Genomic DNA, 25389 nt, shown 5'->3' on the forward strand with positions numbered 1-25389 from the left:
GCCAACACCAGGATCAAGAGTTTGTAACAACCGGTCAAAGCTGCTAAAACCACGTGTGAACGTGCGCACAATCGGCGCCGTTACAAATGACTGGGAGTACAGCATGAGCACCACCGCCAATCAGCGCCCTGACCGCATCGTTGTGGTGGATGACGACGCGCGCATCCGCGATCTGCTGCGCCGCTATCTCACCCAGGAAGGCTTCGAAGTCCTGCTCGCCGAGGACTCCAAGGCGCTCAACCGGGTGCTGACCCGCGAGACGGTGGACATGATCGTGCTCGACCTGATGCTGCCCGGTGAAGACGGCCTGTCGATCTGCCGCCGCCTGCGCGCCGCCAACGACCTCACCCCGATCATCATGCTGACGGCCAAGGTGGAAGACGTCGACCGCATCGTCGGCCTGGAAGTCGGTGCGGACGATTACCTGCCCAAGCCGTTCAATCCCCGCGAGCTGCTGGCCCGCATCCACGCCGTGCTGCGTCGTCGCCCGGCGCTGGAAGCCCCCGGGGCGCCGGCCAAGGATGCCCTCACCGTCACCTTCGGCCCCTTCGAGTTCGACCTGGCCCTGCGCCGCCTGTCCAAGGACGGCGAGCAGATCGCCCTCACCACCGGCGAGTTCTCCATGCTGAAGGCGCTCGTGCGCCATCCGCGGCAGCCGCTGTCGCGTGACAAGCTGGCCCAGCTGGCGCGCGGCCGCGAGTTCGAGCCCTTCGACCGCAGCCTGGACGTGCAGATCTCCCGCCTGCGCAAGATGATCGAGCCGGATCCGGCCCAGCCGCGCTACATCCAGACGGTCTGGGGCGTCGGCTACGTCTTCGTCCCCGATGGCACTGCTTAAACGCAGCACCCGGCGCAAGGGGCCCAGCAAGGGCCCTTTTTTTGCAGCCACGGTCCTCGAGCCCCCGGCCAACGCCATCGCGGGCAGCCTGCCGCGCGGCGCGGTGGCGCTGAGCTTGTTCTGGCGCACCTTCTTCCTGCTGGCCGTGCTGCTGATGGGCGGTGTCTTTGCCTGGGTGCAGACCTTCCGCGCACTCGAGTTCGAGCCGCGCGCCGTGCAGTCGGCGCAGCAGATCGCGAGCCTCGTCAACCTGAGCCGCTCGGCGCTGCAGTACGTGGACGGCGTCGAACGCGTCACCCTGGTCAAGACGATCTCGGCGGGCGAAGCGGTCAAGGTGCTGCCCCGGGAGCCGGGCGACAAATGGGATCCCTTCGAGCAGGACCGCTTCTCCCGTGCCATCGGTTCCGAGCTGCGCTCCAAGCTCGGCCCGGACACCCTCGTGGCCAGCAGCGTCAATGGCATCGGTGGCCTGTGGGTCGGCTTCTCGATCGACCGCGACCCCTACTGGCTGCAGGCCGACCCCACCCGGGTCCAACCCATGTCCGGCAGCAGCGTGATCCTGTGGGTCACCATCGCGCTGTTGGCCACGGTGGTCGGCTCCGCCGGCATCGCCCGCCTGATCAACCAGCCACTGCGCGACCTGTCGTTCGCCGCCAGCCGCATCCGTGACGGCGAGTACGAATCCCAGCTCGACGAGAACACCCTCACCAGCGAGATCCGCCAGGTGAACATGGGCTTCAACCGCATGGCGCGCGAACTCGCCAAGGTGGAGGAGGACCGCGCCGTGATGCTGGCGGGCATCTCGCACGACCTGCGCACGCCCCTCGCACGCCTGCGGCTCGAGGCGGAGATGAGCGTCTACGACGAGGAAGCCAAGCGCAACATGGCGATGGACATCGACCAGCTCGACGCCATCATCGACAAGTTCATGGACTACGCGCGCCCGGGCGAAACCAAGCTCGTGCCGGTGCACGTGAGCAGCCTGGTCGAACGCGAGATGGCCGGGTTCCGCGATCCGAGCCAGATCCGCATCACCTCCAGGGTGGCCATCGACACCAAGGTCATGGCCGACGAGACCGAACTCGGCCGCGTGTTCCAGAACCTGTTCGAGAACGCCCGCCGCTACGGCCGGTCGACCGACACCGGCATCGCCCGCGTGCAGGTCACCTACGCCCGCACCGGCCCCTGGGTGATCCTGAGCGTGCGCGACTACGGTCCCGGCGTCGCCCCCGAGAAACTCAAGCAGCTCACCACGCCGTTCTTCCGGGGCGACGCCGCCCGCACGGCGGCGACCGGTGCCGGCCTGGGCCTGGCGATCGTCGAGAAGGCCGTGCAGCGCATGGGCGGCCACTTCGAGATCGCCAACGCCATGGACGGCGGGCTCATCGCCCACATCCGCCTCAAGAAGGCGCCCTGACCGCCGCAGCGGTCGTGGCTTGCCGGGTCAGGGCTTGAACAGCAGGCACACGGCGCGCGTCTCGATGGACTCGTAGCGGCCGACCGGGCCCATCTTCTCGGCCGTCTTGGCCTTGACGTTCACCTGGTCCAGCTGGATGCCGAGGGCCGTGGCCAGGCGCTGGCGCATGGCCTGGATGTGCGGGGCCATCTTCGGCGCCTGGGCGACGATCGTGCTGTCGACGTTGGCGATCTGCCAGCCGGCCACCCTCACCCGTCGGGCGGCCTCGGTCAGCAAGGCCACCGAGTCGGCCCCCTGGAACTGCGGGTTGGTGTCAGGGAAATGGCGACCGATATCGCCCAGGGCCGCGCCGCCGAGCAGCGCGTCGGTGATGGCGTGGCACAGGGCGTCCGCATCCGAGTGCCCGAGGAGGCCGTGCGTGTGGGGAATCTCGATGCCGCCCAGGATGAGCTTGCGACCCTCGACCAGGGCGTGCGTATCCCATCCCTCGCCGACACGAAAGCGCGGCACCGGTGGTTTGATCATCATCAGCGTGTCCTCAGCAGGCGTTCGGCCAGCGCGAAATCGGCCGGCCAGGTGATCTTGAAGTTCTCGAGCGAGCCCGGGACCAGCAGCGGACGCCGACCGGTGGCCTCGATGGCGCTGGCCTCGTCAGTCACGTCGCCCGTGGCTGTGGCCAGGGCGTCCTGAAGGAGACCGAGCCGGAACATCTGCGGCGTCTGCGCCTGCCACATGCCGGTGCGGCTGACCGTCTCGCCCACCCTCGCTTCCCGCTCGCGCTTGAGCGTGTCCGGCACAGGCAACGCGAGCAAGCCGCCCACCTCGTCCGGCAGGCAGGCGTCGATCAGGGCGTCCACCCACTCGGGACGCACCAGGCAGCGCGCCGCGTCGTGCACCAGCACCCAGTCGTGGGCACGGGCGCCTCGGGCCACCAGTTCGCGCAGCCCCTGGGCCACCGTCTCCGCCCGGGTGGCGCCCCCCGTCCGGCTGACCCACGCCGCATGCCCGGGGGCGCTCGCCTCGAAGCGGTCGTCGTCAGGACTCAGCACCACCAGCACCGCCTTCAGCCGGTCAACCTCAGCCAGCGCAGCGAGCGTGTGGCCGACGAGGCTTCGATCGCCCACGCGGGCGTACTGCTTCGGTCCGTCGGCACCGGCGCGCTGGCCGATGCCCGCGCAAGGGACCAGCGCATACAAATCTGGGGGAATGGAATCGGTCATCGGGCGTTCTCGGGAGGGGGAATTCTATAATTCGGCGTTCACCGCCCCTGGCCGCAGGCCCGGGGCGTTTTGATTTTGTCGATCCGCATGCAGCTACCCCACATCGCCCCCGGCAAACGCTTCACGCTGCCCCGCTCCGTCGGCTCCTCCGACGCCCTGTTGCTGGCGCGCTTCGCCCAAGCGCAGCAGGCCGCCGGGCGCCTGACCGCCGTCTTCACGGCCGAGCCGGCCGACACGCAGCGGCTGGAAGACGAACTTGCCTTCTTCGCCCCCGAGTTGCGGATCGCCGTCTTCCCCGACTGGGAGACGCTGCCGTACGACACCTTCTCGCCGCACCAGGACCTGATCTCCGAACGCCTGGCGACCTTGTGGCGCATCCAGCAGCGCGAGATCGACATCGTGCTGATGCCGGCCTCCACCGCGCTGGTGCGGCTGGCGCCCCCCAGCTTCCTCGCCGCCTACACCTTCCACTTCAAGCAGAAGGAAAAGCTCGACGAGGCGGCCCTCAAGGCGCAGCTCACGCTCGCCGGCTACACGCATGTGAGCCAGGTCGTCTCCCCGGGTGAATACGCCGTGCGCGGCGGCCTGATCGACCTGTTCCCGATGGGCTCGCTCGTGCCCTACCGCGTCGATCTCTTCGGCGACGAGGTCGACAGCATCCGCACCTTCGACCCCGACAGCCAGCGCAGCCTGTACCCGGTGCCGGAAGTGCGCCTGTTGCCTGGTCGCGAGTTCCCGATGGACGACGAGGCGCGCACCGCCTTCCGGGCCCGCTGGCGCGAGCGCATGGAGGGCGACCCGACGAAGGTCCGCGTCTACAAGGACATCGGCACCGGCATCGCCACGGCCGGCATCGAGTACTACCTGCCGCTCTTCTTCGACAGCACCGCCAGCATCTTCGAGTACCTGGGCGAGCAGGCCTCGCTCGTGCTGCACGGCGAGATCGACGAGTCGCTCAAGCGCTTCTGGACCGACACCCGCGAGCGTCACCGCTTCCTGCAGCACGATCGTGAGCGGCCCATCCTGCCGCCCGAGGACCTGTTCCTGCGACCGGAGGACTTCTTTACCCTCGCCAACGTGCACCCGGCCCTGGCGGTGCGCGGGAAGGAGCCCGTCGAATGGGCCCGCCCGCTGCCCGACCTGAGCGTCGACCGGGGCGCGCCGGAGCCGCTCAAGCGCCTGCAGCAGCACCTCGCGGCCACTCCGCACCGGGTGTTGATCGTGGCCGAGAGCGCCGGGCGTCGCGAGAGCCTGCTCGAGTTGCTGCGTGACAGCCGCATCGAGCCGCCGAGCGTCGAGGGCCTGGTGTCCTTCGAGTCCGGTGCGGACAAGTTCGCCATCGCCGTGGCGCCCCTGGCCGAAGGCTTCTTCTGGACGGAGCCCGGCATCCAGTTCGTCACCGAGACCGAACTCTTCGCGACGACGCCGACCACCCGCCGGCGCCGCAAGCAGGAGCAGGTCAGCGACGTCAATGCGCTCATCAAGGACCTGTCCGAGCTCAAGGTCGGCGACCCGGTGGTGCACGCCAACCACGGCATCGGCCGCTATGTCGGCCTGATGAACATCGACCTGGGCGACGGTCCGAGCGAGTTCCTGCACCTGGAGTACGCCGACAAGGCGACGCTGTACGTGCCGGTGGCCCAGTTGCACCTCATCAGCCGCTACACCGGCGTGAGCGCCGACGAAGCGCCGCTGCACCGCCTCGGCTCGGGCCAGTGGGACAAGGCCCGCCGCAAGGCCGCCGAACAGGTGCGTGACACCGCGGCCGAACTGCTCAACCTCTACGCGCGCCGTGCCGCCCGCGAAGGCCATGCCTTCCGCTTCACGCCGCACGACTACGAGGCGTTCGCCGCCAGTTTCGGCTTCGAGGAGACGCCCGACCAGAAGGCCGCCATCCACGCGGTCATCCAGGACATGATCTCCCCGAAGCCCATGGACCGCCTGGTGTGCGGCGACGTGGGCTTCGGCAAGACGGAGGTCGCCCTCCGCGCTGCCTTCGTCGCGGTGAACGCCGGCAAGCAGGTCGCCATCCTCGCGCCGACCACGCTGCTCGCCGAGCAGCACTACCAGAACATCTCGGACCGCTTCGGCAAGTGGCCGGTGAAGGTGGCCGAACTTTCCCGCTTCCGCTCCGCCAAGGAAATCAAGGCCGCGCTCGAAGGCATCGAGGACGGCACGATCGACATCGTGGTCGGCACCCACAAGCTCATCAGCCAGAGCGTGAAGTTCAAGCGCCTGGGCCTGCTCATCATCGACGAGGAGCACCGCTTCGGCGTGCGCCACAAGGAGGCGGTGAAGGCCATGCGCGCGGAGGTCGACGTGCTCACGCTCACCGCCACCCCGATCCCCCGCACGCTCGGCATGGCGCTCGAGGGCCTGCGCGACCTGAGCGTCATCGCCACGGCGCCGCAGCGCCGCCTGGCGATCAAGACCTTCGTGCGCAACGAAAGCAGCGGCACCATTCGCGAGGCCGTGCTGCGCGAACTCAAGCGCGGTGGCCAGGTGTACTTCCTGCACAACGAGGTCGAGACCATCGGCAACCGGCTGCAGAAGCTGCAGGAACTGGTGCCCGAGGCCCGCATCGCCATCGCCCACGGCCAGATGCCCGAGCGCGAGCTGGAGCATGTCATGCGCGACTTCGTGGCCCAGCGCCACAACGTGCTGCTGTGCTCCACCATCATCGAGACCGGCATCGACGTGCCGAGCGCCAACACGATCGTCATCAGCCGCGCCGACAAGTTCGGCCTCGCGCAGCTGCACCAGCTGCGCGGCCGCGTGGGACGCTCGCACCACCAGGCCTATGCCTACCTGCTGGTGCCCGATGTCGAGGGCCTCACCAAGCAGGCCTCGCAGCGGCTGGAAGCCATCCAGAACATGGAGGAGCTCGGCTCGGGCTTCTACCTCGCCATGCACGACCTCGAGATCCGCGGCGCGGGCGAGGTCCTGGGCGACAACCAGAGCGGCAACATGATGGAGGTCGGCTTCCAGCTCTACAACGAGATGCTGGCCGAAGCCGTGCGCTCGCTGAAGGCGGGTCGCGAGCCCGACCTGCTCTCGCCCCTGTCCGTCACGACCGAGATCAATCTGCACGCGCCGGCCCTGCTGCCCGACGATTACTGTGGCGACGTGCACACCCGCCTGAGCCTCTACAAGCGGCTCGCCTCGGCCGAGAAGGCCGACCAGATCGACGCCATGCTCGAGGAGATCACCGACCGCTTCGGCAAGCTGCCCGCCCAGGGCCAGACTCTCTTCGATGTGCACCGCCTGCGCGTGCTGGCCAAGCCGTACGGCGTGATCAAGATCGACGCGGCCCCCGCGCTGATGGTGCTGAGCTTCCGCCCCAACCCGCCGGTGGATGCCATCCGCATCATCGAGCTCGTGCAGAAGAACCGCCACATCAAGCTCGCCGGCAACGACAAGCTGCGCATCGAGCGCGCCACCAAGGACCCCAAGGAACGGGCCCAACTGGTGCGCGACGTGCTGCGCCAGCTCGGCACGCCCAAGGTGGAAGCCTGAGCCGCCAGACCCGCCCTTCCCCGCAGTCCAACACCCTTCGCGCCATGACCACCGAAATCAGCCCCGGCCTCGTGATCCAGGGCTTTCAGCCGCCGCTCGAACTCGACCGCTTCAAGGTCATCGCCTTCGACATGGATTCGACGCTGATCAACATCGAGTGCATCGACGAAATCGCCGACGCCGCCGGCAAGAAGGCCGAGGTCTCGGCCATCACCGAGGCGGCCATGCGGGGCGAGATCACGGATTTCAAGGACAGCCTGCGCCGCCGGGTCGCCCTGCTCAAGGGCGTCCGGGCGGACTTCCTGGACCAGGTCTACACCGACCGCCTGCGGCTGAACCCCGGGGCCGAGGCGTTGCTGACGGCCGTGCACCGGGCCGGCTTGCGCAGCCTGCTCGTCTCGGGGGGGTTCACCTTCTTTGCCGACCGCGTGCGCGAACGGCTGCAGATCCACCGCGCCCAGTCCAACGTGCTCGGCGTCGAGGACGGCCTGCTCACCGGCGAGGTCATCGGCGACATCGTCGATGGTGCCGAGAAGCGCCGGCAGCTGCTGCGGGCCTGTGAGGAAGCCGGCTGCGAGCCGTCGCAGGCCATTGCCGTGGGGGATGGTGCCAACGACCTGCCCATGATGTCGGCGGCCGGGTTGTCGGTGGCCTTCCATGCCAAGCCCAAGGTGCGCGAGCAGGCGATGGTGGCGATCAACCTGGGCGGCCTGGACCGGCTGCTCGAAGTGCTGCGCTGATCTTGCGCTGATCAGGGTCGAGGCGGCGCACGCACACCGGTTGCCGGAGTGCGTGTGGCGCAGGGTGGCGCACCCAGCGAGTCAGGGAAAGCGTACCGGGCTGATGGGGTTTCGCCCGTGGACCGGGTCATCCCCGAAGGGATGCGGGCTCGAACCGCCGGTCCGAGCCCGCCGATCGTCCGTTCAGGACGCCGGCGAAGGCGGGCAGGCGACGTTCGTCGACCGCCCTGCCCGAGTCACCACGCCATCGTTCCTGCGCCGCGGCGACCGCGTTGCAAGGCCATGGCTTGCGGGGAATCGGCAGGTCCTCAGGACGCTGCGGGTGCCGGGGTGGGGAACACCACCTTGCGCGGCTGCGTACCGTCGGCCTTGCGACGCTTGCGGCCGCTGGCGGTCTTGCGGACCTGGCTTGCCGAAATGGTTCTCTTGCCGACGCGCTTCTTCTTTGCCAATGCCATTGCAATCCTCTTGAGTTGGTTGAACCCTCAAGGATACAGGTACGCGAGGCCCCCCGGCGCCCCCGAGCCAGCGATCCTTGATGCAACTCACCCTACCCGGACGGGCCTTCCAGCGCCTCCAGCAGGCCGCTGAACCGGCGCGTGCGCTCGCCCAGCGCCTCCGCGAATGCGCGCTCCCGGCCCGTCACCAGCGTGAACCGCTTGCGGGCCCGGGTGATGCCGGTGTAGACGAGCTCGCGCGTGAGCACGCGGCTGGGGGCCTCCGGCAACACGAGCACCGTGTGTTCGAACTCCGAGCCCTGCGACTTGTGCACTGTCATCGCAAAGGCCGTCTCCACATCAGGCAGCCGGCTCACGCCGATCGAGCGCACGTCATCGCCGTCCAGGAAGTAGACGCGGATGGCGCCCGACGTGCCAGGTGCCCTGAGGGCGATGCCGATGTCGCCGTTGTAGACGCCCGCGCTGGCGATGTTGCGCGTGACCATGACCGGCCGGCCCTCGAACCACTCGCCGCGCGGCGCCAGGGCACCGTCCGCCGCCAGGGCACGTTGCACGGCCGCGTTGAGTCCTTCCACGCCCCAGTCGCCTTCTCGCACGGCGCAGAGCAGGCGGAAGCGGTCGAATGCAGTGAGCACGGCGTGCGCCCACGCGGCATGGCCGGCATCCTCCGGCCGCTGGCCCAGCAGGTCGAGGAAGGGTCGGTAGCCCGCCGCAGCCAACTGCACGGCGACCTGGGCATTGGCGTGACCGGGCCAGGCCAGCACACCCTCGGCCGCAGGCGTGCGGAGCAGCGACGCGGCCCGCGCCCCATCGCCTTCGTTGACGGCCATCGCCAACCGGCCGATGGGCCCATCGAAGCGGCGGCTCTCGCGCAGCATCACCGTCTGTTGTGCAAGCGCCGGCCCGCCGCGCGCAAATCCCGGTGGCAACGCTTGTCCGGTCACCACCTCGGCGTAGCGGGCGGTCTCGGCATCGTAGTGGCCGTGCTCGGCACCACGGCACAGGTCACCGAGCACGGCCCCGGCCTCCACCGAAGCCAGTTGGTCCTTGTCTCCGAGCAGCACGATGCGCGCGCCGGGCGGAAGCGCGTCGAGCAGCGAGGCCATCATCTCCAGGTGCACCATGGAGGCCTCGTCCACCAGGAGCACGTCGACATCCAGAGGATGCGCCGCATCGCGCTGCAGACGCCGAGTGTCCGGGCGCGCACCCAGCAGCGAGTGCAAGGTGCGGGCGCTCTCCAGGTGGGAGGCCCATTCGGTCAAGGCCAGCGCGTCGCCCACCCGGGACTGCAGGTCGACCAGGGCCGAGGCAATCGACTGCTTCAGTCGCGCAGCGGCCTTGCCGGTGGGGGCCGCCAGGGCGATGCGAAGGCGCTCGGGCGCCGGGTCCATTGCCCACAGCAGCGCCAGCAGGCGTGCGGCGGTGTAGGTCTTGCCCGTGCCGGGCCCGCCCGTGATCACCGACATGCGCGAGCGAAGCGCCACGGCGCAGGCGAACTTCTGCCAATCGAACGCAGCGCCTTCGGACGACGCGTCGAACAGGGCATCCAGCCACCGCCGTGCAGCGCCCTCGTCGACGGCCGCGGGGGCCGCTACGCGGGAGCGCACCTGCCGCGCCACACGCTGCTCGTCGATCCAGTGCCGCCGAAGGTAAAGGCGGCCGCCGTGGAGCACCATCGGCGCCGCGCCCTGCGGCGCCCCTGTCTGGGCGTCGTCATCCGGAACGGTCACCGCGAGCGGCTGTCCGTCGTCGATCATCGGCGACGCCCGCAGCGCCGCCTGCCAATCGGCCGCCGACCGCGGCAAGCGCGTCGCGATCGCGCGCCAGGCTTCAAGGGTCGGACCGCTCCAGCCGGTCAGCTCCTCCAGGCGCAGCACGGCCTCCTCGACCACCAGGCAGGTGTGGCCCCGCCCCTCCATGTGCACCAGCAGCGCGGCGGCAGCCAGCACCGGGGCCGGGTCATGGGGAGACAGCTCGTGCACGAAGCGGGCGAACATGTGGTCGAGGTGGCGCAGCCAGCCGGCGTCGGCCCAGCGGTGCAGTTCCGCCAGAAGCTCGGCTGCGGAGAGCGGCGGGCGGCGCTCCGGCGGAAGCAGGTCCTCGAAGGCGTCCATCTGGATGCCGCTCATGGCCCGCCCTCCCCGCTTGGGCCGAAGGCCTGGTCGAGCGCATCGAGGAAGTCGGCGTCCGGCGGCACGTGGTAGCACCCGCCTGCCGGGCCATGGACGCCGCGCAGGAACAGGTACACCGCCCCACCGAGCTGGCGCGCAGGGTCGTAGCGTCGGCCCAGCCGGGCCTTCAGCAAGCGATGCAGGGCCAGCAGGTAGAGCCCCGCCTGCACGTCGTAGCGATGCTCCGCCATCGAGGCCGCCAGGGCCGCGTGGGTGTAGTCGGCATCCCGCGTCCCCAGGGCATTCGACTTGTAGTCGAGCACCCAGTAGCGGCCGCCATGGAAGAACACCAGGTCGGCGAACCCCATCAGCATGCCCTGCAACTCGCGCGCGGGCAGCTGCGGCCGCGCGTGGCCGTCCAGCAGATGGAGCTGGCAGAGCCAATCGACTTCGGCGGTGGGCAAGGCATCGCTCGGGAACCAGAACTCCATTTCGGGCAACAGCCGCTCCAACTCACCGAGCGACGCACCCACTGGCGGCAGCGGCCGGGACACCACGTCGCGCAGCCAGGTGACGACCTCATCGGCCCGGTGGCCCCAGCCCTGGCGCTCGCAGCGACGGCGCAAACGCTCTTCGAGCACGGTGGCGTCCGCCAACGCAAACTGCTCGGCGGCCAGCCACTCCAGCTGGTCGTGCAGGAAGTTGCCCGGCATCGCGCCTCGCGGGAAGGTGTGCCAGGGCTGGGCGGCCACCACCGGGCCGGGCGCCGCCGGCTGGTCGAGCAGGAGCACCTCGTCTTCCCGCACGGCGCCCGCCAACGCCGGCATGGGGGCGCTGGCGATGTGCCGCACGATGGCCGAGAAGCTGCCGACCGTCCAGCGGCGTTCAAACGCGGCCGCGTAGGGCACGGGCCGCTGCAGCGGCGGCAGCACTTCGTGCGCCTTGAGCCGGGTGCGCACCGGCTCCACATCCACCTTCACCGCCACGATGTCGGGGCTGGCCGCGGCCACGGCCTGCACTGCCGACAGCAGGTGATCCACCTCCATCTGTCCCGGGCCACCCAGCAGGTAGCCGATCGCGCTGCGATGGGCCACGCAGTCCTGGGAGTTGCCCACCTTCAGCGGCGACACGCCCACCCACACGGCATGCCGGGCCCGCGTGACGGCGACGTACAGCAGGCGCAGGTCCTCGCGCAGGCGCTCGCGGTCGGCGCGCTGCACGACATCGTCGCTGGGCTCCAGGTGCAGTTCACGGGCCGCGTCGTCGCCCACGAGCTCGATGGTGGTCAGGCCGCCTGGCCGGGCCGAGCGGACCGCGGTGGCGAAGGGCAGCATCACCACCGGGTACTCCAGTCCCTTGCTCTTGTGGATGGTCACCACCTTGACGAGGTCGGCGTCGCTCTCCAGCCGGACGATCTGTTCGTCGGCGGCCTCGGACGGGTCGGCGAGGCGGTCGGCCAGCCAGCGCACCAGCGCATGCTCGTTGTCGAGGTGGGCGCTGGCGGTCTGCAGCAGTTCGGCCAGGTGAAGGTAGTTGGTGAGGCGGCGCTCTCCATCGGGCTGACCCAGCCAGCGCGCCGGCAGCGACAAGGCGTGCAAGGTCTGGCGCAGCATGGTGAGCACGCCCTGGCTGAGCCAGATGCGGTGCAGCTCGCGCAGTTGTTCGGTGCGGGCGTCGAACGCGGTGTCGTCGTCGGCCAGCGTGGCGAGTTCCTCCAGGGTGCGTGCCATGGTGCGGGTTGCCAGCGCCGCTCGCACCAGATGCGCATCCAGGGGCAAGGCCACCGCCCGCAACCAGCGAAGCAGGTCCTGCGCTTCGACGCTGGCGAACACCGAGTCGCGGTCGGAGAGGAACACCGAGGCCACCTGCCGGCGCCGCAGCTCGCGCCGAACGGCTTCGGCTTCGCGTCCGGTGCGCACGAGCACCGCGATGTCGGCGGGCCGCAGTCGTCTCAGCGCGCCGTCGCCTGACATGAACCCTGCCTGCGCATCGTTGAGCCAGGTGACGATGCGTTCGGCGCAGGCCGCAGCGAACCGCCGCTGGCTGCTGCGGCCGTCCAGCAGTTCGTTGTCGACGCACAGCGTGAGCGGTGGCACCGGCCCGGCCGCGGTCTGCAGCTGCTCGTCGCGGCCACGGGCCGCCACCGGCAGGAACGGCAAAGGATTCCCGGCGGCCTCGCGCAACAGGAACGCGCCCGCGCCGCTTCGTTCCTCCGCGCGCAGGAAGAGCTGATTGATGGCCTCGACCACCCCCGCGGTGGAGCGGTGGTTGGTGCCCAGGACGTAGTGGCGACCCGCCGTGGCGCGGCGCGCGGCCAGGTAGCTGTGGATGTCGGCGCCACGGAATCCGTAGATGGACTGCTTCGGGTCGCCGATCAGCATGAGGGCCGTGCCGGCGTCGTTCTCGGCGGTGCGGTACAGCCGGTCGAAGAGCCGGTACTGGATCGGCGAGGTGTCCTGGAACTCGTCGATCAGCGCCACCGGATACTGGGTGACGATGCGATGGCGCAGGCGCTCGCCGTTGGGGCCGTGCAGCGCGGCATCGAGCCGTTCAAGCATGTCCTCGAAGCCGAAGCGGCCGGACTGCTGCTTGAGGTGCTGCGCCCGGCGCGCCACATGGGCGGCCGCATGAAGCCGCAGTTGCGGCCCCCAGGACGGCTCGGCCATCAGAGTCGCGAAGGCCTCGAAGTCAGCCGGCACCTGCAAGGGTTCCGGGCCTTTCCAGGCCTCGTGCAGGCCATCGGGGACGAGACGACGGGCGCCGGTCTTCATGGCCGCCACCAGCGCCTGCGGCGTCGGCGCCCAGGCCAGCAAGGCGTCGAGCCAGGGTTCAAACAGCGCAGGTCGCAGCCTGGTGCCGTTGAACCGCTTGGCTTCGCACTGGGCATGCAGCCAACGCCGCATCGCGTCGACCCGCTGCGCCCATCGCGGCTTCTGGCCATGGAAGGCCTGGCCCAGCCGGTCGATCAGGTCGCCCAGCGGTTCGCTCCGGGCATCGACCGGCGCATGGCGCAGCAGGTTGCGCATGTCCTCGGCCAGGGCGCCGACATCCTTCCAGACCGACAGCGCGACATCGAGCTGCGTCGCGCTGAGCGGGTACAGGTGCTGACGCCAGTAGTCGCGCACGGCCTCCTCACGCAGACCGCCATCGTCGGGCAGGAGTTCCTCGTCGAACAGGCTGCCGCTGTCGAAGGCATGCTCGCGCAGCATGCGCTGGCACCAGGCGTCGATGGTGAACACCGCCGCGTCGTCCATGCCCTCGGCCGCACTGGCCAGGCGCCATGCGGCCGCGGTTCGCGCCGGGCCATCCGGATAGTCGGCCAGCAAGGCTTGGAGCAAGTCATCGCCCGGCTCGGTCTCGCCGCGGAAGCAGCGCGCCGCCTCCAGCAGGCGCGCGCGGATCCGGTCGGACAGCTCGCGCGTCGCCGCCCGGGTGAAGGTCAGCACCAGCACCTCGGCCGGCGCGAGTGGTCGGGCGAAGGCCTGATCCGGCCCGCCGTGTCCGAGCACCAGGCGCAGGTAGAGCGCGGCGATGGTCCACGTCTTGCCCGTGCCGGCGCTGGCCTCGATGAGCCGGCTGCCCCACAGCGGCAGTTCGAGCGGCCGCAGCGGCTCGCTGCCTGATGTCGACAGGTCCACGGCGTCACTCATCGGTGCCCCCGATCTGTCCGTGCGGGACCACCTGCACGGAAGTGGCAATCCAGGTGACCAGCGGGCCGTAGAGACTCTCCGCGAATGTGGCGAAGCGGCCATCCGCGACGAGGTGCTCGAAGTCGGGATAAGTGCGCGCGAGCGCGGTGTCCGCCACCTCTCCCTCGGCATGGGCGCTGCCCTCGTAGGCGGCGCTCGCGCGGGCGGGGTCGGCGACATGGGCCAGCGCCGTCTTCAAGGCCACCGGTAAGGGTTCGGCCATGCCGGCCCGCCAGGCGGCCATCAGCACGTCGAGCTGGTCGGCAGCCTCTGCCCGAGCGACCGGCTCGACGATCAGGCTTGCGTCACGCCCGACCATCACCCCGGCCACCGGCACCCCGGCCGCTCCGGCCACCAGGGCACGGACCCAGGCCAGCATGAGCTGGTCCGCCCGCGGCGTCGGCGGCCGGCCGCCAGCGAGCAGGCGGTTCGGCATGAGGGCCACCCAGACGATGCGTGTGCCGTCGCTGCGCAGGCCATCGAGCCAGTCCTCCAGCACGACGCCGTCGGCCTCGTGCCGAATGGGCAGCTTGGCGGCCGGCGCGGCGTAGGTGCCCAGCACCTCCCGCCAGCGCGACAGCATCGGTGCGACCGATTGCACGAGCTCCGCCTGGCGGCGTTCGCCAAGCGCACCGATGGGCAGGCGCCCCGCGCGCTGCAAGGCGTCGGCCCGGCGCGAGAGAAGCGCCTGGACGTCGCCGTCGCCCGGGTCGGCGATGAGCTCGCGCACGAGCTGGTACTCCTCGAGACCGTCGAGGCTGAAGGTCTCTTCGTCTTCCGGCACGGCGTCACGGTCGGAGAACACCACGCCGAGCCGGCGGCGGAAGAACTCGCGGACCGGGTGCCGCAGGAATGCGAGCAAGGCATCGATCGACAGCGGCACCGTGCGTTCGAGCGGCACCGGAACGAACGCATGCGCGTCGCCATCACGGCCTTCGTGCGCGGCCCGCCACTCGCGTGCGTGGGTGAAAAGCGCCCCGCCCTCGAAGTAGCGCCGGCTGAACGGCTGCAAGGGGTGCTCGATGGTGCGGTCGGCGAGCACCGGGCCGGACCAGCCGGCCTGCAGGTGATCGCGCAACTGGGACACCAGCACCGAGGGCGGCAGTTCGCTGTTGTCGCGTGCATTGCGGCCGGTCCAGCTGATGTAGAGCACGCGGCGGGCGGACAGCACCGCCTCCAGCATGAGCTGCCGATCGTCGTCACGCCGCGACCGGTCCCCGGGACGTGACTGGCCGGGCAGGCCCATGAGGTCGAAGTCGCTGCGCGTGGTGGAGCGCGGGTAGTCGCCGTCGTTCATGCCGAGCAGGCACACCACCTCGAACGGGATGGAGCGCATCGGCATCAGGGTGCAGAACGTGACCCCACCCCCGAGGAAGCGGCGGCCGACGCCGGGTTCGTCAAGGCCCGACAACCACGCTTCGCGCACCGCGGCGAGCGGCAGGCGCTCATCGAAACCGGCCGTGTCGCAGGCTTCGAGCCAGCGGCGCAGCGCGTCGTCGAGTGCGCCGAGCACCAGGCGGTCCCGCTCGTCCTCGGCCTTGACGAGGGCCACCAGCAGGCCGCGCAAGCGCTCGGCCCATTCACCCGGGGTGACGGGCATCACCGCCGCCTGCCACCACGAGGCCAGCGCATCCACCAGGGCGGCGAGGGATCCGGCGAGCCGCGCCTCGAGCCCGCCCACCTCCGGATACGGCTCGATGCCTTCGAACGGCACGCCGGCCGACACCAACCCGCTCGCGTAGCCCAGCAGCATGCGACGCAGGCCGAACAGCCAGGTGTTCTGCTCGCCACAGGCCCCCAGGCCGAGGTCGGCCCGTTGCGCGCCGTGCAGGCCCCAACGCACGCCGGCGCCCGACATCCACGCGGTGAGGAGGGGCAGGTCGTCCTCGCCGATGCCGAAGCGGCCGGCGATGGCGGGCACATCCAGCAGGTCGCGCACGTCATTCAGGCGGCAACGCTCCTGGGGCAGGCGCATGAGCCATTCGATCGCCATCACGAGCGGGTTGGTTCCCCGCTCGCTCACGTCGGCGATGTCGTAGGGGATGTGCCGGGCATCACCCCGGCCGTACTGGCCGAACACCGCACGGATGGAAGGCGCGAAGCGCTCGATCTCGGGCACCATCACCACGATGTCGCGTGGCTTGAGCGGCGCCTGGCCGGCGGCGGGCGGTGCGGCCAGCAAGGCGAGCAGCTGGTCGTGAAGCACCTCCACCTCGCGCTGGGCGCTGTGGGCCACATGGAAGACGATGGACCGATCGGCCGGCGGCACATCGACCCGCGGGTGCTCGGCCAGAGGGACCAGGTCACGGATGGCCGCCTGCACCTGCTCCAGCAGGGACCCGCCCGGACCGTCGTCGAACAGGTCCACCTGCGGCAAGGGCACCTGCGCCCGAGCGGCCTGCACGTCGTCGAATGCATCGAGCTGGCGGATGAAGTCGCCGCCCTGGCGTCCCCAGGCGGCCAGCAGGGGATGGGCATGCAGGTGCATGTCCTCGAGCGGCACGGCCGCCAGGTCGCGACCCTCACGAAGCGGCTGCCGATGCCGCGGCAGCCGGAGGGCTTCACGGCCCTGGAGGATGTCGGCCCAGTGGTAGCGACAGGGGTTGGGTACCGCCATGAGGACCTGGGCCCGCCGCGACAGGGCCGCCAGCGACTGCAGGGTCTGCATGGGCAGGTGCGACATGCCGAACAGCACCACACGGCGCGCCACAGGGGCGGCCGGGGCCTGGCCCCGCTCCATCGCCTCGACGAAACGCCGGTGCAATTGCGGGCGAATGCCCGCGCGCTGCTCGGGCGCCAGGCCCCCGATCAACTCGCGCCAGAGCGCGGGTTGCCACCGCTGGTCGGCCGGCACCGGTGCAGCGTTCGCGCCAGGCCGCGGAAGCAGGTCGCGCCCGTGCTCCCAGGCGTCGAGCCAGTCGCTCCGGTAGACCTGGTACTGGTCGAACAGGTCGGCCAGGCGCTGGCACAGCTGCAGGCGGCGCACGATGTCGTCGCCCCGCAGAAACCCGGCCAGCGGCTCGAATGCCTCGCGCTCGAGCAAGTCGGGCAGTTGCGCCATCAGGCGCCAGGTGAGCGCGGTCTTGTCGAACGGCGACACCGGCGGCACGGCATCCCGGCCGAGCGCCTGCGCGTACGTTCGCCACAGGAAGCGGGCGGGCAACTCCACCCGCGTCGCCGCGCACACGCCAAGCCGTTCGGCCAGGGCCATCTTGAGCCACTCGGCCACGCCGTTGCTCTGCACGAGGAACACCTCTTCCTCGAGCGGCTCCAGTGGCTGGCGCTGGATCCACTCGAAGAGCGCATCACGCAACAGCTCCGAGCGGTTGCCGTGCAGCACGAGCAGGCCTGGCTGGACGTCGGAGGTCATGGGCGGGTGGGACTCGTTCGAGGGCGGATGCAAGCGGCATTCTCGGTGATGGGCCTGCGCATGCGCTCATGATCACCCGGCGCTGGCTCGCCAGGTGAGCCAGCGAGCCCCCTCGCCGGGGGTCGAGTCGAAGGATGCGCTCAGGTCAGGGCTTCGGCCGAGACCACGATGCCGTCTTCGTCCGCATAGAGCCAGTCGCCCGGGCGGACGGGGGTGCCCTGGATCATCACCGGCAGGTCACGCTGGCCTTCATTGCGCCGCTCGGTGGGCCACGGCATGAGCGCGAGCGCGCGGATGCCGACGTCACACACCGCCAGCTCGGCGGCATCCCGCACGCAGCCGTCGACCACCACGCCGGCCCAGCCGTTGCGAGCCGCTGCCGCACCGATGTTGCCGCCGATCAGCGCGCGGCGCAGCGACCCGCCGCCATCGACCACCAGCACCCGCCCCTCGCCAGGGGATTCCAAAGCCTGCTTCACCAGGGAGTTGTCCTCGAAGCACTTGACGGTCACCACCGGGCCGGCGAACTTGCGGCGCTGGCCGTAGTCGTGGAAGACGGGCGCGAGCACGCGGAAGCGGCCGTCGGTGCTGCCCTTGTGAGCGTCGCAGAGGTCACACGTGGCAAAGGAGGTGGTCATGCGATGGAGACTTTCCTGATGGAGGTTCGGGCGTCATCCCGACGCGCCGGCAGCATCGGCTCGTGCTCCCGGAGGGCGTTCAGGATGACGGCGGTGGACACATCGGTCAGCAGGCCGAACTTCGAGATCACGGCATCGAGGTGCGGCACGTCCACGACGGCGATCTCGAGCAGCCAGCTGCCCTCTCCCGCCACATTGTAGGCATTGACCACCTCGGGGGTCTGCTGCACGAGCTTGGTCACCCGGGCCGACTCGCCCCGGCCGAGCCTGAGCAAGGCGCGAATGCCGTAGCCGAGCTTGCCGAAATCCACGGTGGCGGCATACCCCGTGATGACGCCCGCGGATTCCAGCTTGCGCACCCGTTCGGTCACACCCGGCTGGCTGAGTTGCACCCTTCGGCCGAGTTCTGCCATGGAAAGGCGCGCGTCGCCCTGCAGCTCGGCGAGGATGCGCGTGTCGTGTTCGTCCAGGTGGGGGTGCAAGAGACGCCTCCAGTCGTTCAGTCCATACCCAAGGTTCCATTCGGGAACGTTGAAGGCATCAGTGGCCGACGGCGAAGACTGCTCCGTGACCGCAATGCATTCGAGACTGCGGTTCTTTCAGATGGAACGGCGATGCGGGCAGCGCCCGCAACCGGATCATACCGCCTGTTCCAACGCACCGCTGGGCGGCGCACCCCGTCATCCGGCCCGTCGGGCCAGGGCGGCATCGCGGATGGCGGTCAGCGTGCTGCGGCTGGTGCTGACGTCGGCGTCCAGTCGCAGGTGCAGCAGGCTGGGCCGTCCGCTGGCCAGCGCCGCTTCGAAGGCCGGGGCGAAGGCGGCCGTGGTCGAGACGCTCTCGGCGCGCCAACCGTAGGCCCGGGCCAGCGCGGCGAAGTCAGGGTTGAACAAGACGCTGCCGCTCACGCGCCCGGGGTACTCGCGCTCCTGGTGCATCCGGATGGTGCCGTAGGTGCCGTTGTCGACCACGATGCTGACGAGCCGGCCCGCGCCGTAGCCGGTCGCGGTGGCCATCTCCTGCCCGGTCATCAGGAAGTCGCCGTCCCCGGCGATGTTGACCACGGTGCGCTCCGGATACAGCAAGGCCGCGCCCACCGCGGCCGCCAGGCCATAGCCCATGGCACCCGAGGTGGGAGCCAGCTGGGTGCGTCCGTGATGTTGCAGGCCGTGATAGCGGCAGAAGCGATGCAGCCAGCCGGCATAGTTGCCAGCGCCGTTGGTGTAGACGGTGTCGGCCGGCGAGAGCCGCTGAACGGTCTTGATCACCTCGGCCATGTCGAGCGGCTCGACAGGCTCGGCCACGTGGTTGGCTTCGTAGTCGGCGTGCGCCGCCGCGGTCCAGGCGGACCAGGGCACGGCGACGGGAGCCGCAAGCGTCTCCAGAGCCTTCGCGGCGTTCTGCATGGACGCGCACAGCAGAAGGTCGGCTGCATACACCCGCCCGAGTTCCTCGGGGCCGGCATGCAGGTGGACCAGCCGCTGCGCCGGCCGTGGCGCCTTGAGCAAGGCATAGCCACCGGTGGTCATCTCGCCCAGGCGGGGACCGACGGCGATCACCAGGTCGGCTTCGGCGATGCGGCGTGCCAGGCGCGGGTTGATGCCGATGCCCACGTCGCCGGCGTAGTTGCGATGGCGGTTGTCGAAGGTGTCCTGGAAGCGGAAGGCGCAGCCGACCGGCAGGTCCCAGTTCTCGGCGAAGCGCTGCAGCGCGTCGCACGCCGCCGCATCCCAGCCGCTGCCCCCGGCGATCACGAACGGCCGCTCGGCGGCCATCAACATGGCCCGCAGGTCACGCAGCACGCCGGGTGCAGGCCAGCTGGTGGCGGCCACCGCGCGCGGCAACACCGGCACGGGGGTCATGCGTGTGAGCATGTCCTCAGGCAGCACCAGCACCACGGGCCCCGGCCGCCCCTGCATGGCCGTGTGAAAGGCCCGCGAGATGTACTCGGGCAACCGGTCGGCATCGTGCACCTCGCCCACCCACTTGGCGAAGCCGAGCGTTCCCGGGCCGAACACCTGCCGGTAGTCGAGCTCCTGGAAGGCCTCGCGGTCGCGCTGGTCGCTTGCCACCTGGCCGATGAACAACACCAGGGGCGTGCTGTCCTGGAAGGCGGTGTGCAGGCCGATGCTCGCATTGGTGGCCCCCGGGCCCCGCGTCACGAAGCACACCCCGGGCCGCCCCGTGAGCTTGCCCTGGGCCTCGGCCATGAAGGCCGCCCCGCCCTCCTGTCGGCACCCGATGAAGCGGATGCGGTCGCGGTGCTCGTGGAAGCCGTCGAGCACGGCCAGGAAGCTCTCGCCGGGCACGCCGAAGACGGTGTCCACGCCCTGCGCGATGAGGGCTTCGACGAGCAGGTGGCCGGCCAGCCGGGGCGCAGGTGCGCCGCCGGATGGGGCGCTGGGGGTCAGCGATGGGTCGGGGGCGCCGGCGGTCATGCCGCCACTTTAAGCGCGCCGCGGCGCTGCGCGACACCCACGCCGACCAGCGAGGCCGCCAGCACGCCCATGGCCAGTGTCAGCGCCGAGCCGTAGAACACGCCTTCGGGCATGCCGCGGTCCAGCAAGGCGCCGAAGATCGGCGAGGCCATGGCGAAGCCCAGGTCCAGACCGGAGTAGACCGTGCCGTAGACGCGGCCCGTCGCCCCGGGCGGCGCGGCCTGCTTGATGAGCATGTCGCGCGACGGGCCGGCGAGGCCCGTGCCGAAACCCGCGATGGCCGCCACCGACGCGGCCACGATGCCCGGCAGCACGCCCGAGGCGACGAAGCACAGCAGCGCGGCCGAGGCCAGCAGGCAGATGCCGATGATCTTCTCCAGGCGCTCCGCCCGGTTGGCCATGAAACCACCCACCACCATGCCGGCCGCGCCGAAGAGCATGTAGCCGGTGACCACGAAGGCGGTGGCCTCGATGGGCAGGCCGTACATGTCCTTGAGCGCGGGGCTGGCGAAGCTCTGGATCGCGCTCAGGGCGCAGGTCGAGAAGAAGAAGAACGAGAAGCACAGCCACACCGACGGCAGCTGCAGGAAGGCCATCGGGTGTTCCTTCGCCACGGCTGGCCCGGAACGCACCGCCGACTCATGGGCCCAGGCACCGGCGCGGTCGTCCAGCGCATCGCGGTTCCACCACATGATGCCGATCACGAGCACGGCGTAGGCCGCCATGCTGCCGGCGGCGATGCGCCAGGAACCGGTCGCCGCGGTCAAACCGGTGAGGAACACCGGCGCGAACGCCCAGCCCAGGTTGCCGCTGATGCCGTGTGCCGAGAAGGCGTGGCCGAGCCGGGCCTGGGACACCCGCTTGTTCAGGATGGTGAAGTCGACCGGGTGGAACGGCGCATTGCCGAGGCCGGCCAGCGCCGCTCCCAGCACCAGACCCGGGTAGCCGGCCGCCGTGGCCGTCGCCACCGCGCCGAGCGCAAAGCAGCCCAGGGCCAGGAACAGGATGGGCCGTGCACCGACGCGGTCGACGAGGAAGCCCGACAGCGCCTGGCCGATGCCCGAGATCACGAAGAAGGTGGTCACCAGCAGGCCGAGCTCGGCATAGCTCACCCCGAAGTCCCGGATGAAGAGCGGGAACAGGGGCGGCAGCATCAGGTGAAAGAAGTGCGAGGACGCATGCGCCAGGCCGATGAGGCCGATGGTGCGGGCATCCTGGCGCCAGGGAACGACAGCAGCGGGAGAGGACATCGGGAGCGGTGCCCCAAGGGGCTCGAGAGGGAATGCGCAGACTCTAGGCGCCGGACGGCGGGCGGGGTTACGATAACTTGTCAACTTCTATCGAGATTCAGCCAATGGCCCGCCCTGCCGCCGTCACCCGACCCTCGCCCGACCGCCGACGGGCCAGCGTCCCGCCGGTCGACCCGGTGCGCTACGCCCCCACGGCGGAGCGGCCGGTGCGCGCGAAGGCCCGCAAGCTGCGCGCCGACACCGGCATCGATCCGCACAGCCACCCCTGGGGCCAGCTGGCCTTCTCGGTCACCGGTGTCGTGCGCATGACCGCCGGCCGGGGCACCTACATCGTTCCGCCGTCGCGCGCGGTGTGGATCCCGCCCGGCGTCGAACACGTGGTGAGCGTCGTCGAGGACGCGGAACTGCGCACGCTGTACCTGTACCAGGACGAGCACCACTGCGGCCCCGACGCGTGCGACGGCGCGGACTCGCCTTGGCGCGAATGCCGAGTCCTCGAGGTGTCCAACCTGATGCGGGAGCTGGTGATGCAGCTGACGGTGGAGCCCGGACCCGGCCGGGCGACCGACCGCGAGCACCACCTGAGCGCCCTCATCCTCGACGAACTCCGCCACGCCCAGCCCGTTCCCCTGGGCGTTGACCTGCCGCAGGACAAGCGCCTGCTCGCCCTCTGCGAAGCCGTCATCGAGGACCCCGTGCGCTGGCACACGCTGGAGGACGGCGCCCGCAGCACCGGCGCCAGCCCGCGCACGCTGGCCCGCCTCTTCCGCAGCGAACTCGGCACCACCTTCCTGCAGTGGCGCCAGCAGGTGCTGCTCGCCAAGGCACTGACCCTGGCCGCCCGCAAGGTGCCGATGGCCGTCATCTCCGCCGAACTCGGCTACGCGAGCCCGAGCGCCTTCACGGCGATGGTGCGGCGGTCGGTCGGGGCGCCGCCGAGCCGGTTCTTCACCTGAACGGGTCATGCCCGGCGACCGGTGGCCGTCCGGGCGTTTTTGACGTCCGTCAACGATTGGTCACAATCGCGCCGCCCCGCCCGAGCCCGGCGCGGCCTAGACTTCCGTGACATAGTGCACACGCACACGGCATCCGGAAGGAGACGACCATGCTTTCATCGCTCTTCGGCGAACTGCGCTCGCTGCGAACCATCCGCTCCGATGGCCACGGTCCGGACGACAGCGGGTTCGCCGCCACCGCCCTGATGGAAAGCACGGCCACCGAGGTCAACGACCACGGGCAGATGGTCGACAGCCACCAGAGCGACCTGGTCGTCACGGGCTCGGCCGCCCAGGCCATCCGCGACCACTTCGCCACCACGCGCGCCGACCTCGATAGCGCCAAGCGCCAGATCACCCTGCTCGACCCGACCGGCGTCTGGGCCAACGCGGTGATCAAGGCGCTGTCGGACGCCACGGGCCGCCCGGTGGAAAAGCTCCACCTGCGCGAACAAGGCACCTTGCGCACGCTGGCCGTCATCGAACGCACCACGCTCGCGCGCCGCAACGAAGACACCGTGCGCATCTACCACGCCGACGTTCGCGCTCCGGGCGACGACAACGCCGCCGTGCCGCTCGCCCTGATGGAGCGCAGCCACATGACGGCGGTGATCGTCGGCGCCATGTCACCCCATGCCATCGACGACATGCTCGCCGGACTGCAACGCGCGGTCGCGCACCCCAACTGGCGCTGCCCCACCCTGCTCTTCATGCTGCCGCCGAACGCCGTCTGGATCGCCAACAAGATCGCGATGCAGGAGTGGCCCGGCGCCCTGCGCGTGCAGATCCTGAACGAGGCGCTGACCAGCGCCTCGGCGGTCTGGAATTCGCTCCTCAGCATCTGGAACCATGTGAAGGGCGTTCCGACCTGGCAGCCGCGCCAGGCGCCCAACGCACATGGTCTCGAAGGCTTCCCCATCAAGGTGGCCGACTTCGCCCGCATGCCCGAGCCCCGCCCCCGCTCACCGCTCGATCCGAAGGCGACGGCGCGCGCGCTGTCCATCCTGTCCGGCGTGGAAGGCCTGCTGGGCTGCGCCCTCGTCGATGCCGACACCGGCTTCGCGCTGGCCCGACACGGCCGCGTCGGGCCGCCGGAGCAACTGGACCGGGCCGCTGCGGCCAGCGCCCGCCTGCTGCACGCCCACCGCCAGGCCGCGGCCGACCTGGCCCTGGCCGACCACGTCGACGAGGTCATGAGCAGCGCTGGCGACCGCCACCACCTGCTGCGCAGCGTTGCCCACCACCCGGGCCTCTTCCTGTTCGCGGTGCTCGACCGCCAGCACACCAACCTGGCCCTGGCGCGCTACAAGCTCATGGAAGCGGAGCAAGGTCTCTGAGCTGGGTTCGGGCCAGGAAGGCCGAGGTGCCTCCGCGGGCCGGCCCCATGAGGTGCCGCCTGCTGCCCCGGCCCGGAGCGGTGACAACGAAGAGGCGCCGGCCGGGTCGCCCATGGCCGAGTGGCTTCCTCGTCGGGAAACTTGCGGCGGCACGGTGGTCGCCCCGCCGGCACCCTGCCCTGCGATGACGGGCCCCCTGGGCTACCATTGAAGACTGGGCACGCCGTGCCCATCTGTCTGCGCAGTGCCATGACCCAAGTCCTCTTCGACTACACCAAACAGGATTCCCGCGGCGAGAGCTGCACGGCCCACGCGTGGGCCAAGGTTCCGGAGCCGCTGAGCCCGCCGCAGCGGGACGCCCTGAAGGCGCGCGCCCGCGAACTGCTGAAGGCGCGTGATGCCGTCCTCGTCGCCCACTACTATGTGGACGGCGACCTGCAGGACCTGGCGCTCGAAACCGGCGGCTGCGTGTCCGACTCTCTCGAGATGGCCCGCTTCGGCCGCGATCACGCCGCCCGAACCCTGGTGGTGGCTGGCGTGCGCTTCATGGGCGAGAGCGCCAAGATCCTGAGCCCCGAGAAGCGCGTCCTCATGCCCGACCTGGACGCCACCTGCTCGCTCGACCTCGGCTGCCCGCCCGAGGATTTCGCCCGCTTCTGCGACGCCCATCCCGACCGCAAGGTGGTGGTCTACGCCAACACCAGCGCGGCCGTGAAGGCCCGGGCCGACTGGATGGTCACCAGTTCCTGTGCGCTCGCCATCGTGCAGCACCTGAAGGACCAGGGCGAGAAGATCCTCTGGGCACCCGACCGCCACCTGGGCCGCTACATCCAGGAGCAGACCGGGGCCGACATGCTGATGTGGAACGGCGCCTGCATCGTGCACGACGAGTTCCGCGGCGTCGAACTCGACTTGCTGCGCGCGCAGCACCCGGAAGCCAAGGTGCTGGTGCACCCCGAGTCGCCGCAAAGCGTGGTGGCCCAGGCCGACGTGGTCGGCTCCACCTCCCAGTTGCTCAACGCCGTGCTGCAGATGGACGCGCCCGCCTTCATCGTGGCGACGGACAACGGCATCCTGCACCGCATGCGGCAGCTCGCGCCCACCAAGACCTTGATCGAGGCCCCGACGGCCGGCGCCAGCGCCACCTGCAAGAGCTGCGCACACTGTCCGTGGATGGCCATGAATGCCCTGCAAGGCGTGGTCGACTGCCTGGAGCGCGGCACGGGCGAGATCACCGTCGACGAACCCGTTCGCTCGCAGGCCCTCGGCTGCATCGACCGCATGCTCGACTTCGTGCGCCAGAACCCCTCGGCGATCCAGAAACCCGGCTTCGTCAAGAACATCGGCGCCGCCTGACCCTTTTGCTCCCACG

The 25389-nt window shown here is 70.2% G+C and carries 17 protein-coding genes; 7 read left to right on the forward strand and 10 right to left on the reverse strand.

The features are described 5' to 3' along the window. The first annotated feature begins 103 nt into the window (after positions 1 to 103). Positions 104 to 838, forward strand: a complete 735-nt coding sequence (ompR, locus tag ACSQ2F_RS10355; protein ID WP_436022416.1) for an osmolarity response regulator transcription factor OmpR — start codon at positions 104 to 106, stop codon at positions 836 to 838. Positions 839 to 992: 154 nt separating this feature from the next. Next, on the forward strand, positions 993 to 2255 hold the full coding sequence (locus ACSQ2F_RS10360) for an ATP-binding protein (RefSeq protein WP_436026792.1): 1263 nt from the start codon (positions 993 to 995) through the stop codon (positions 2253 to 2255). Between the two features lie 27 nt (positions 2256 to 2282). On the opposite strand, the gene ispF is transcribed toward ACSQ2F_RS10360, so the two are convergent. Next, on the reverse strand, positions 2283 to 2783 hold the full coding sequence (gene ispF / locus ACSQ2F_RS10365; protein ID WP_436022418.1) for a 2-C-methyl-D-erythritol 2,4-cyclodiphosphate synthase: 501 nt from the start codon (positions 2781 to 2783) through the stop codon (positions 2283 to 2285). Beyond that, positions 2783 to 3475: a 2-C-methyl-D-erythritol 4-phosphate cytidylyltransferase gene (gene ispD / locus ACSQ2F_RS10370; RefSeq protein ID WP_436022420.1), complete on the reverse strand. Its 693-nt coding sequence runs from the start codon at positions 3473 to 3475 to the stop codon at positions 2783 to 2785. The genes ispF and ispD overlap by 1 nt, the downstream gene beginning before the upstream one ends. Before the next feature lie 87 nt (positions 3476 to 3562). On the opposite strand from ispD, the gene mfd reads away from it, so the two are divergent. Then, positions 3563 to 6991 carry a transcription-repair coupling factor gene (gene mfd / locus ACSQ2F_RS10375; protein ID WP_436022422.1) on the forward strand — a complete coding sequence of 1143 codons (3429 nt, stop codon included), beginning with the start codon at positions 3563 to 3565 and terminating at the stop codon, positions 6989 to 6991. A gap of 44 nt (positions 6992 to 7035) precedes the next feature. Further along, on the forward strand, positions 7036 to 7731 hold the full coding sequence (serB, locus tag ACSQ2F_RS10380) for a phosphoserine phosphatase SerB (protein WP_436022424.1): 696 nt from the start codon (positions 7036 to 7038) through the stop codon (positions 7729 to 7731). 308 nt (positions 7732 to 8039) lie between these two features. On the opposite strand, the gene ACSQ2F_RS10385 is transcribed toward serB, so the two are convergent. The 8 genes from ACSQ2F_RS10385 to ACSQ2F_RS10420 form a co-directional block, all read right to left on the reverse strand. After that, positions 8040 to 8189, reverse strand: a complete 150-nt coding sequence (locus ACSQ2F_RS10385) for a hypothetical protein (RefSeq protein WP_436022426.1) — start codon at positions 8187 to 8189, stop codon at positions 8040 to 8042. Between the two features lie 92 nt (positions 8190 to 8281). Beyond that, positions 8282 to 10318 carry an exodeoxyribonuclease V subunit alpha gene (gene recD / locus ACSQ2F_RS10390; RefSeq protein WP_436022428.1) on the reverse strand — a complete coding sequence of 679 codons (2037 nt, stop codon included), beginning with the start codon at positions 10316 to 10318 and terminating at the stop codon, positions 8282 to 8284. Beyond that, complete coding sequence (recB, locus tag ACSQ2F_RS10395) at positions 10315 to 13950, reverse strand: exodeoxyribonuclease V subunit beta (protein WP_436022430.1); 3636 nt, start codon at positions 13948 to 13950, stop codon at positions 10315 to 10317. Before recB ends, recD begins: the two co-directional genes overlap by 4 nt. Then, the gene (gene recC / locus ACSQ2F_RS10400; protein ID WP_436022432.1) at positions 13943 to 17359 is read right to left on the reverse strand and encodes an exodeoxyribonuclease V subunit gamma; all 3417 of its coding nucleotides are present in this window, start codon (positions 17357 to 17359) and stop codon (positions 13943 to 13945) included. Before recC ends, recB begins: the two co-directional genes overlap by 8 nt. A 140-nt stretch (positions 17360 to 17499) precedes the next feature. Beyond that, a complete protein-coding gene (gene rraA, locus ACSQ2F_RS10405) occupies positions 17500 to 17997 on the reverse strand; it encodes a ribonuclease E activity regulator RraA (RefSeq protein ID WP_436022434.1) in 498 nt (165 codons plus the stop codon). Further along, positions 17994 to 18479, reverse strand: coding sequence for an Lrp/AsnC family transcriptional regulator (locus tag ACSQ2F_RS10410; RefSeq protein WP_436022436.1), 486 nt, complete (start codon positions 18477 to 18479; stop codon positions 17994 to 17996). The genes rraA and ACSQ2F_RS10410 overlap by 4 nt, the downstream gene beginning before the upstream one ends. 198 nt (positions 18480 to 18677) lie before the next feature. After that, the gene (locus ACSQ2F_RS10415) at positions 18678 to 20435 is read right to left on the reverse strand and encodes a thiamine pyrophosphate-binding protein (RefSeq protein ID WP_436022438.1); all 1758 of its coding nucleotides are present in this window, start codon (positions 20433 to 20435) and stop codon (positions 18678 to 18680) included. Beyond that, positions 20432 to 21685, reverse strand: a complete 1254-nt coding sequence (locus tag ACSQ2F_RS10420; RefSeq protein WP_436022440.1) for an MFS transporter — start codon at positions 21683 to 21685, stop codon at positions 20432 to 20434. The genes ACSQ2F_RS10415 and ACSQ2F_RS10420 overlap by 4 nt, the downstream gene beginning before the upstream one ends. A 104-nt stretch (positions 21686 to 21789) precedes the next feature. Between ACSQ2F_RS10420 and ACSQ2F_RS10425 the strand changes: the two genes are divergently transcribed. The 3 genes from ACSQ2F_RS10425 to nadA all read left to right on the forward strand — a co-directional run bounded on the left by ACSQ2F_RS10425 (position 21790) and on the right by nadA (position 25373). Beyond that, positions 21790 to 22641, forward strand: coding sequence for an AraC family transcriptional regulator (locus ACSQ2F_RS10425; protein ID WP_436022442.1), 852 nt, complete (start codon positions 21790 to 21792; stop codon positions 22639 to 22641). Between the two features lie 149 nt (positions 22642 to 22790). Beyond that, positions 22791 to 24017 (forward strand): hypothetical protein, encoded by a 1227-nt coding sequence (locus ACSQ2F_RS10430; RefSeq protein WP_436022444.1) that lies wholly within the window; start codon positions 22791 to 22793, stop codon positions 24015 to 24017. A 249-nt stretch (positions 24018 to 24266) separates the two neighbouring features. Further along, positions 24267 to 25373 (forward strand): quinolinate synthase NadA, encoded by a 1107-nt coding sequence (gene nadA / locus ACSQ2F_RS10435; protein ID WP_436022446.1) that lies wholly within the window; start codon positions 24267 to 24269, stop codon positions 25371 to 25373. Positions 25374 to 25389 lie beyond the last annotated feature (16 nt).

It is taken from the genome of Rhizobacter sp. LjRoot28 (assembly GCF_964253025.1).
In the GTDB taxonomy this organism is placed as follows: Bacteria; Pseudomonadota; Gammaproteobacteria; order Burkholderiales; family Burkholderiaceae_C; genus Rhizobacter.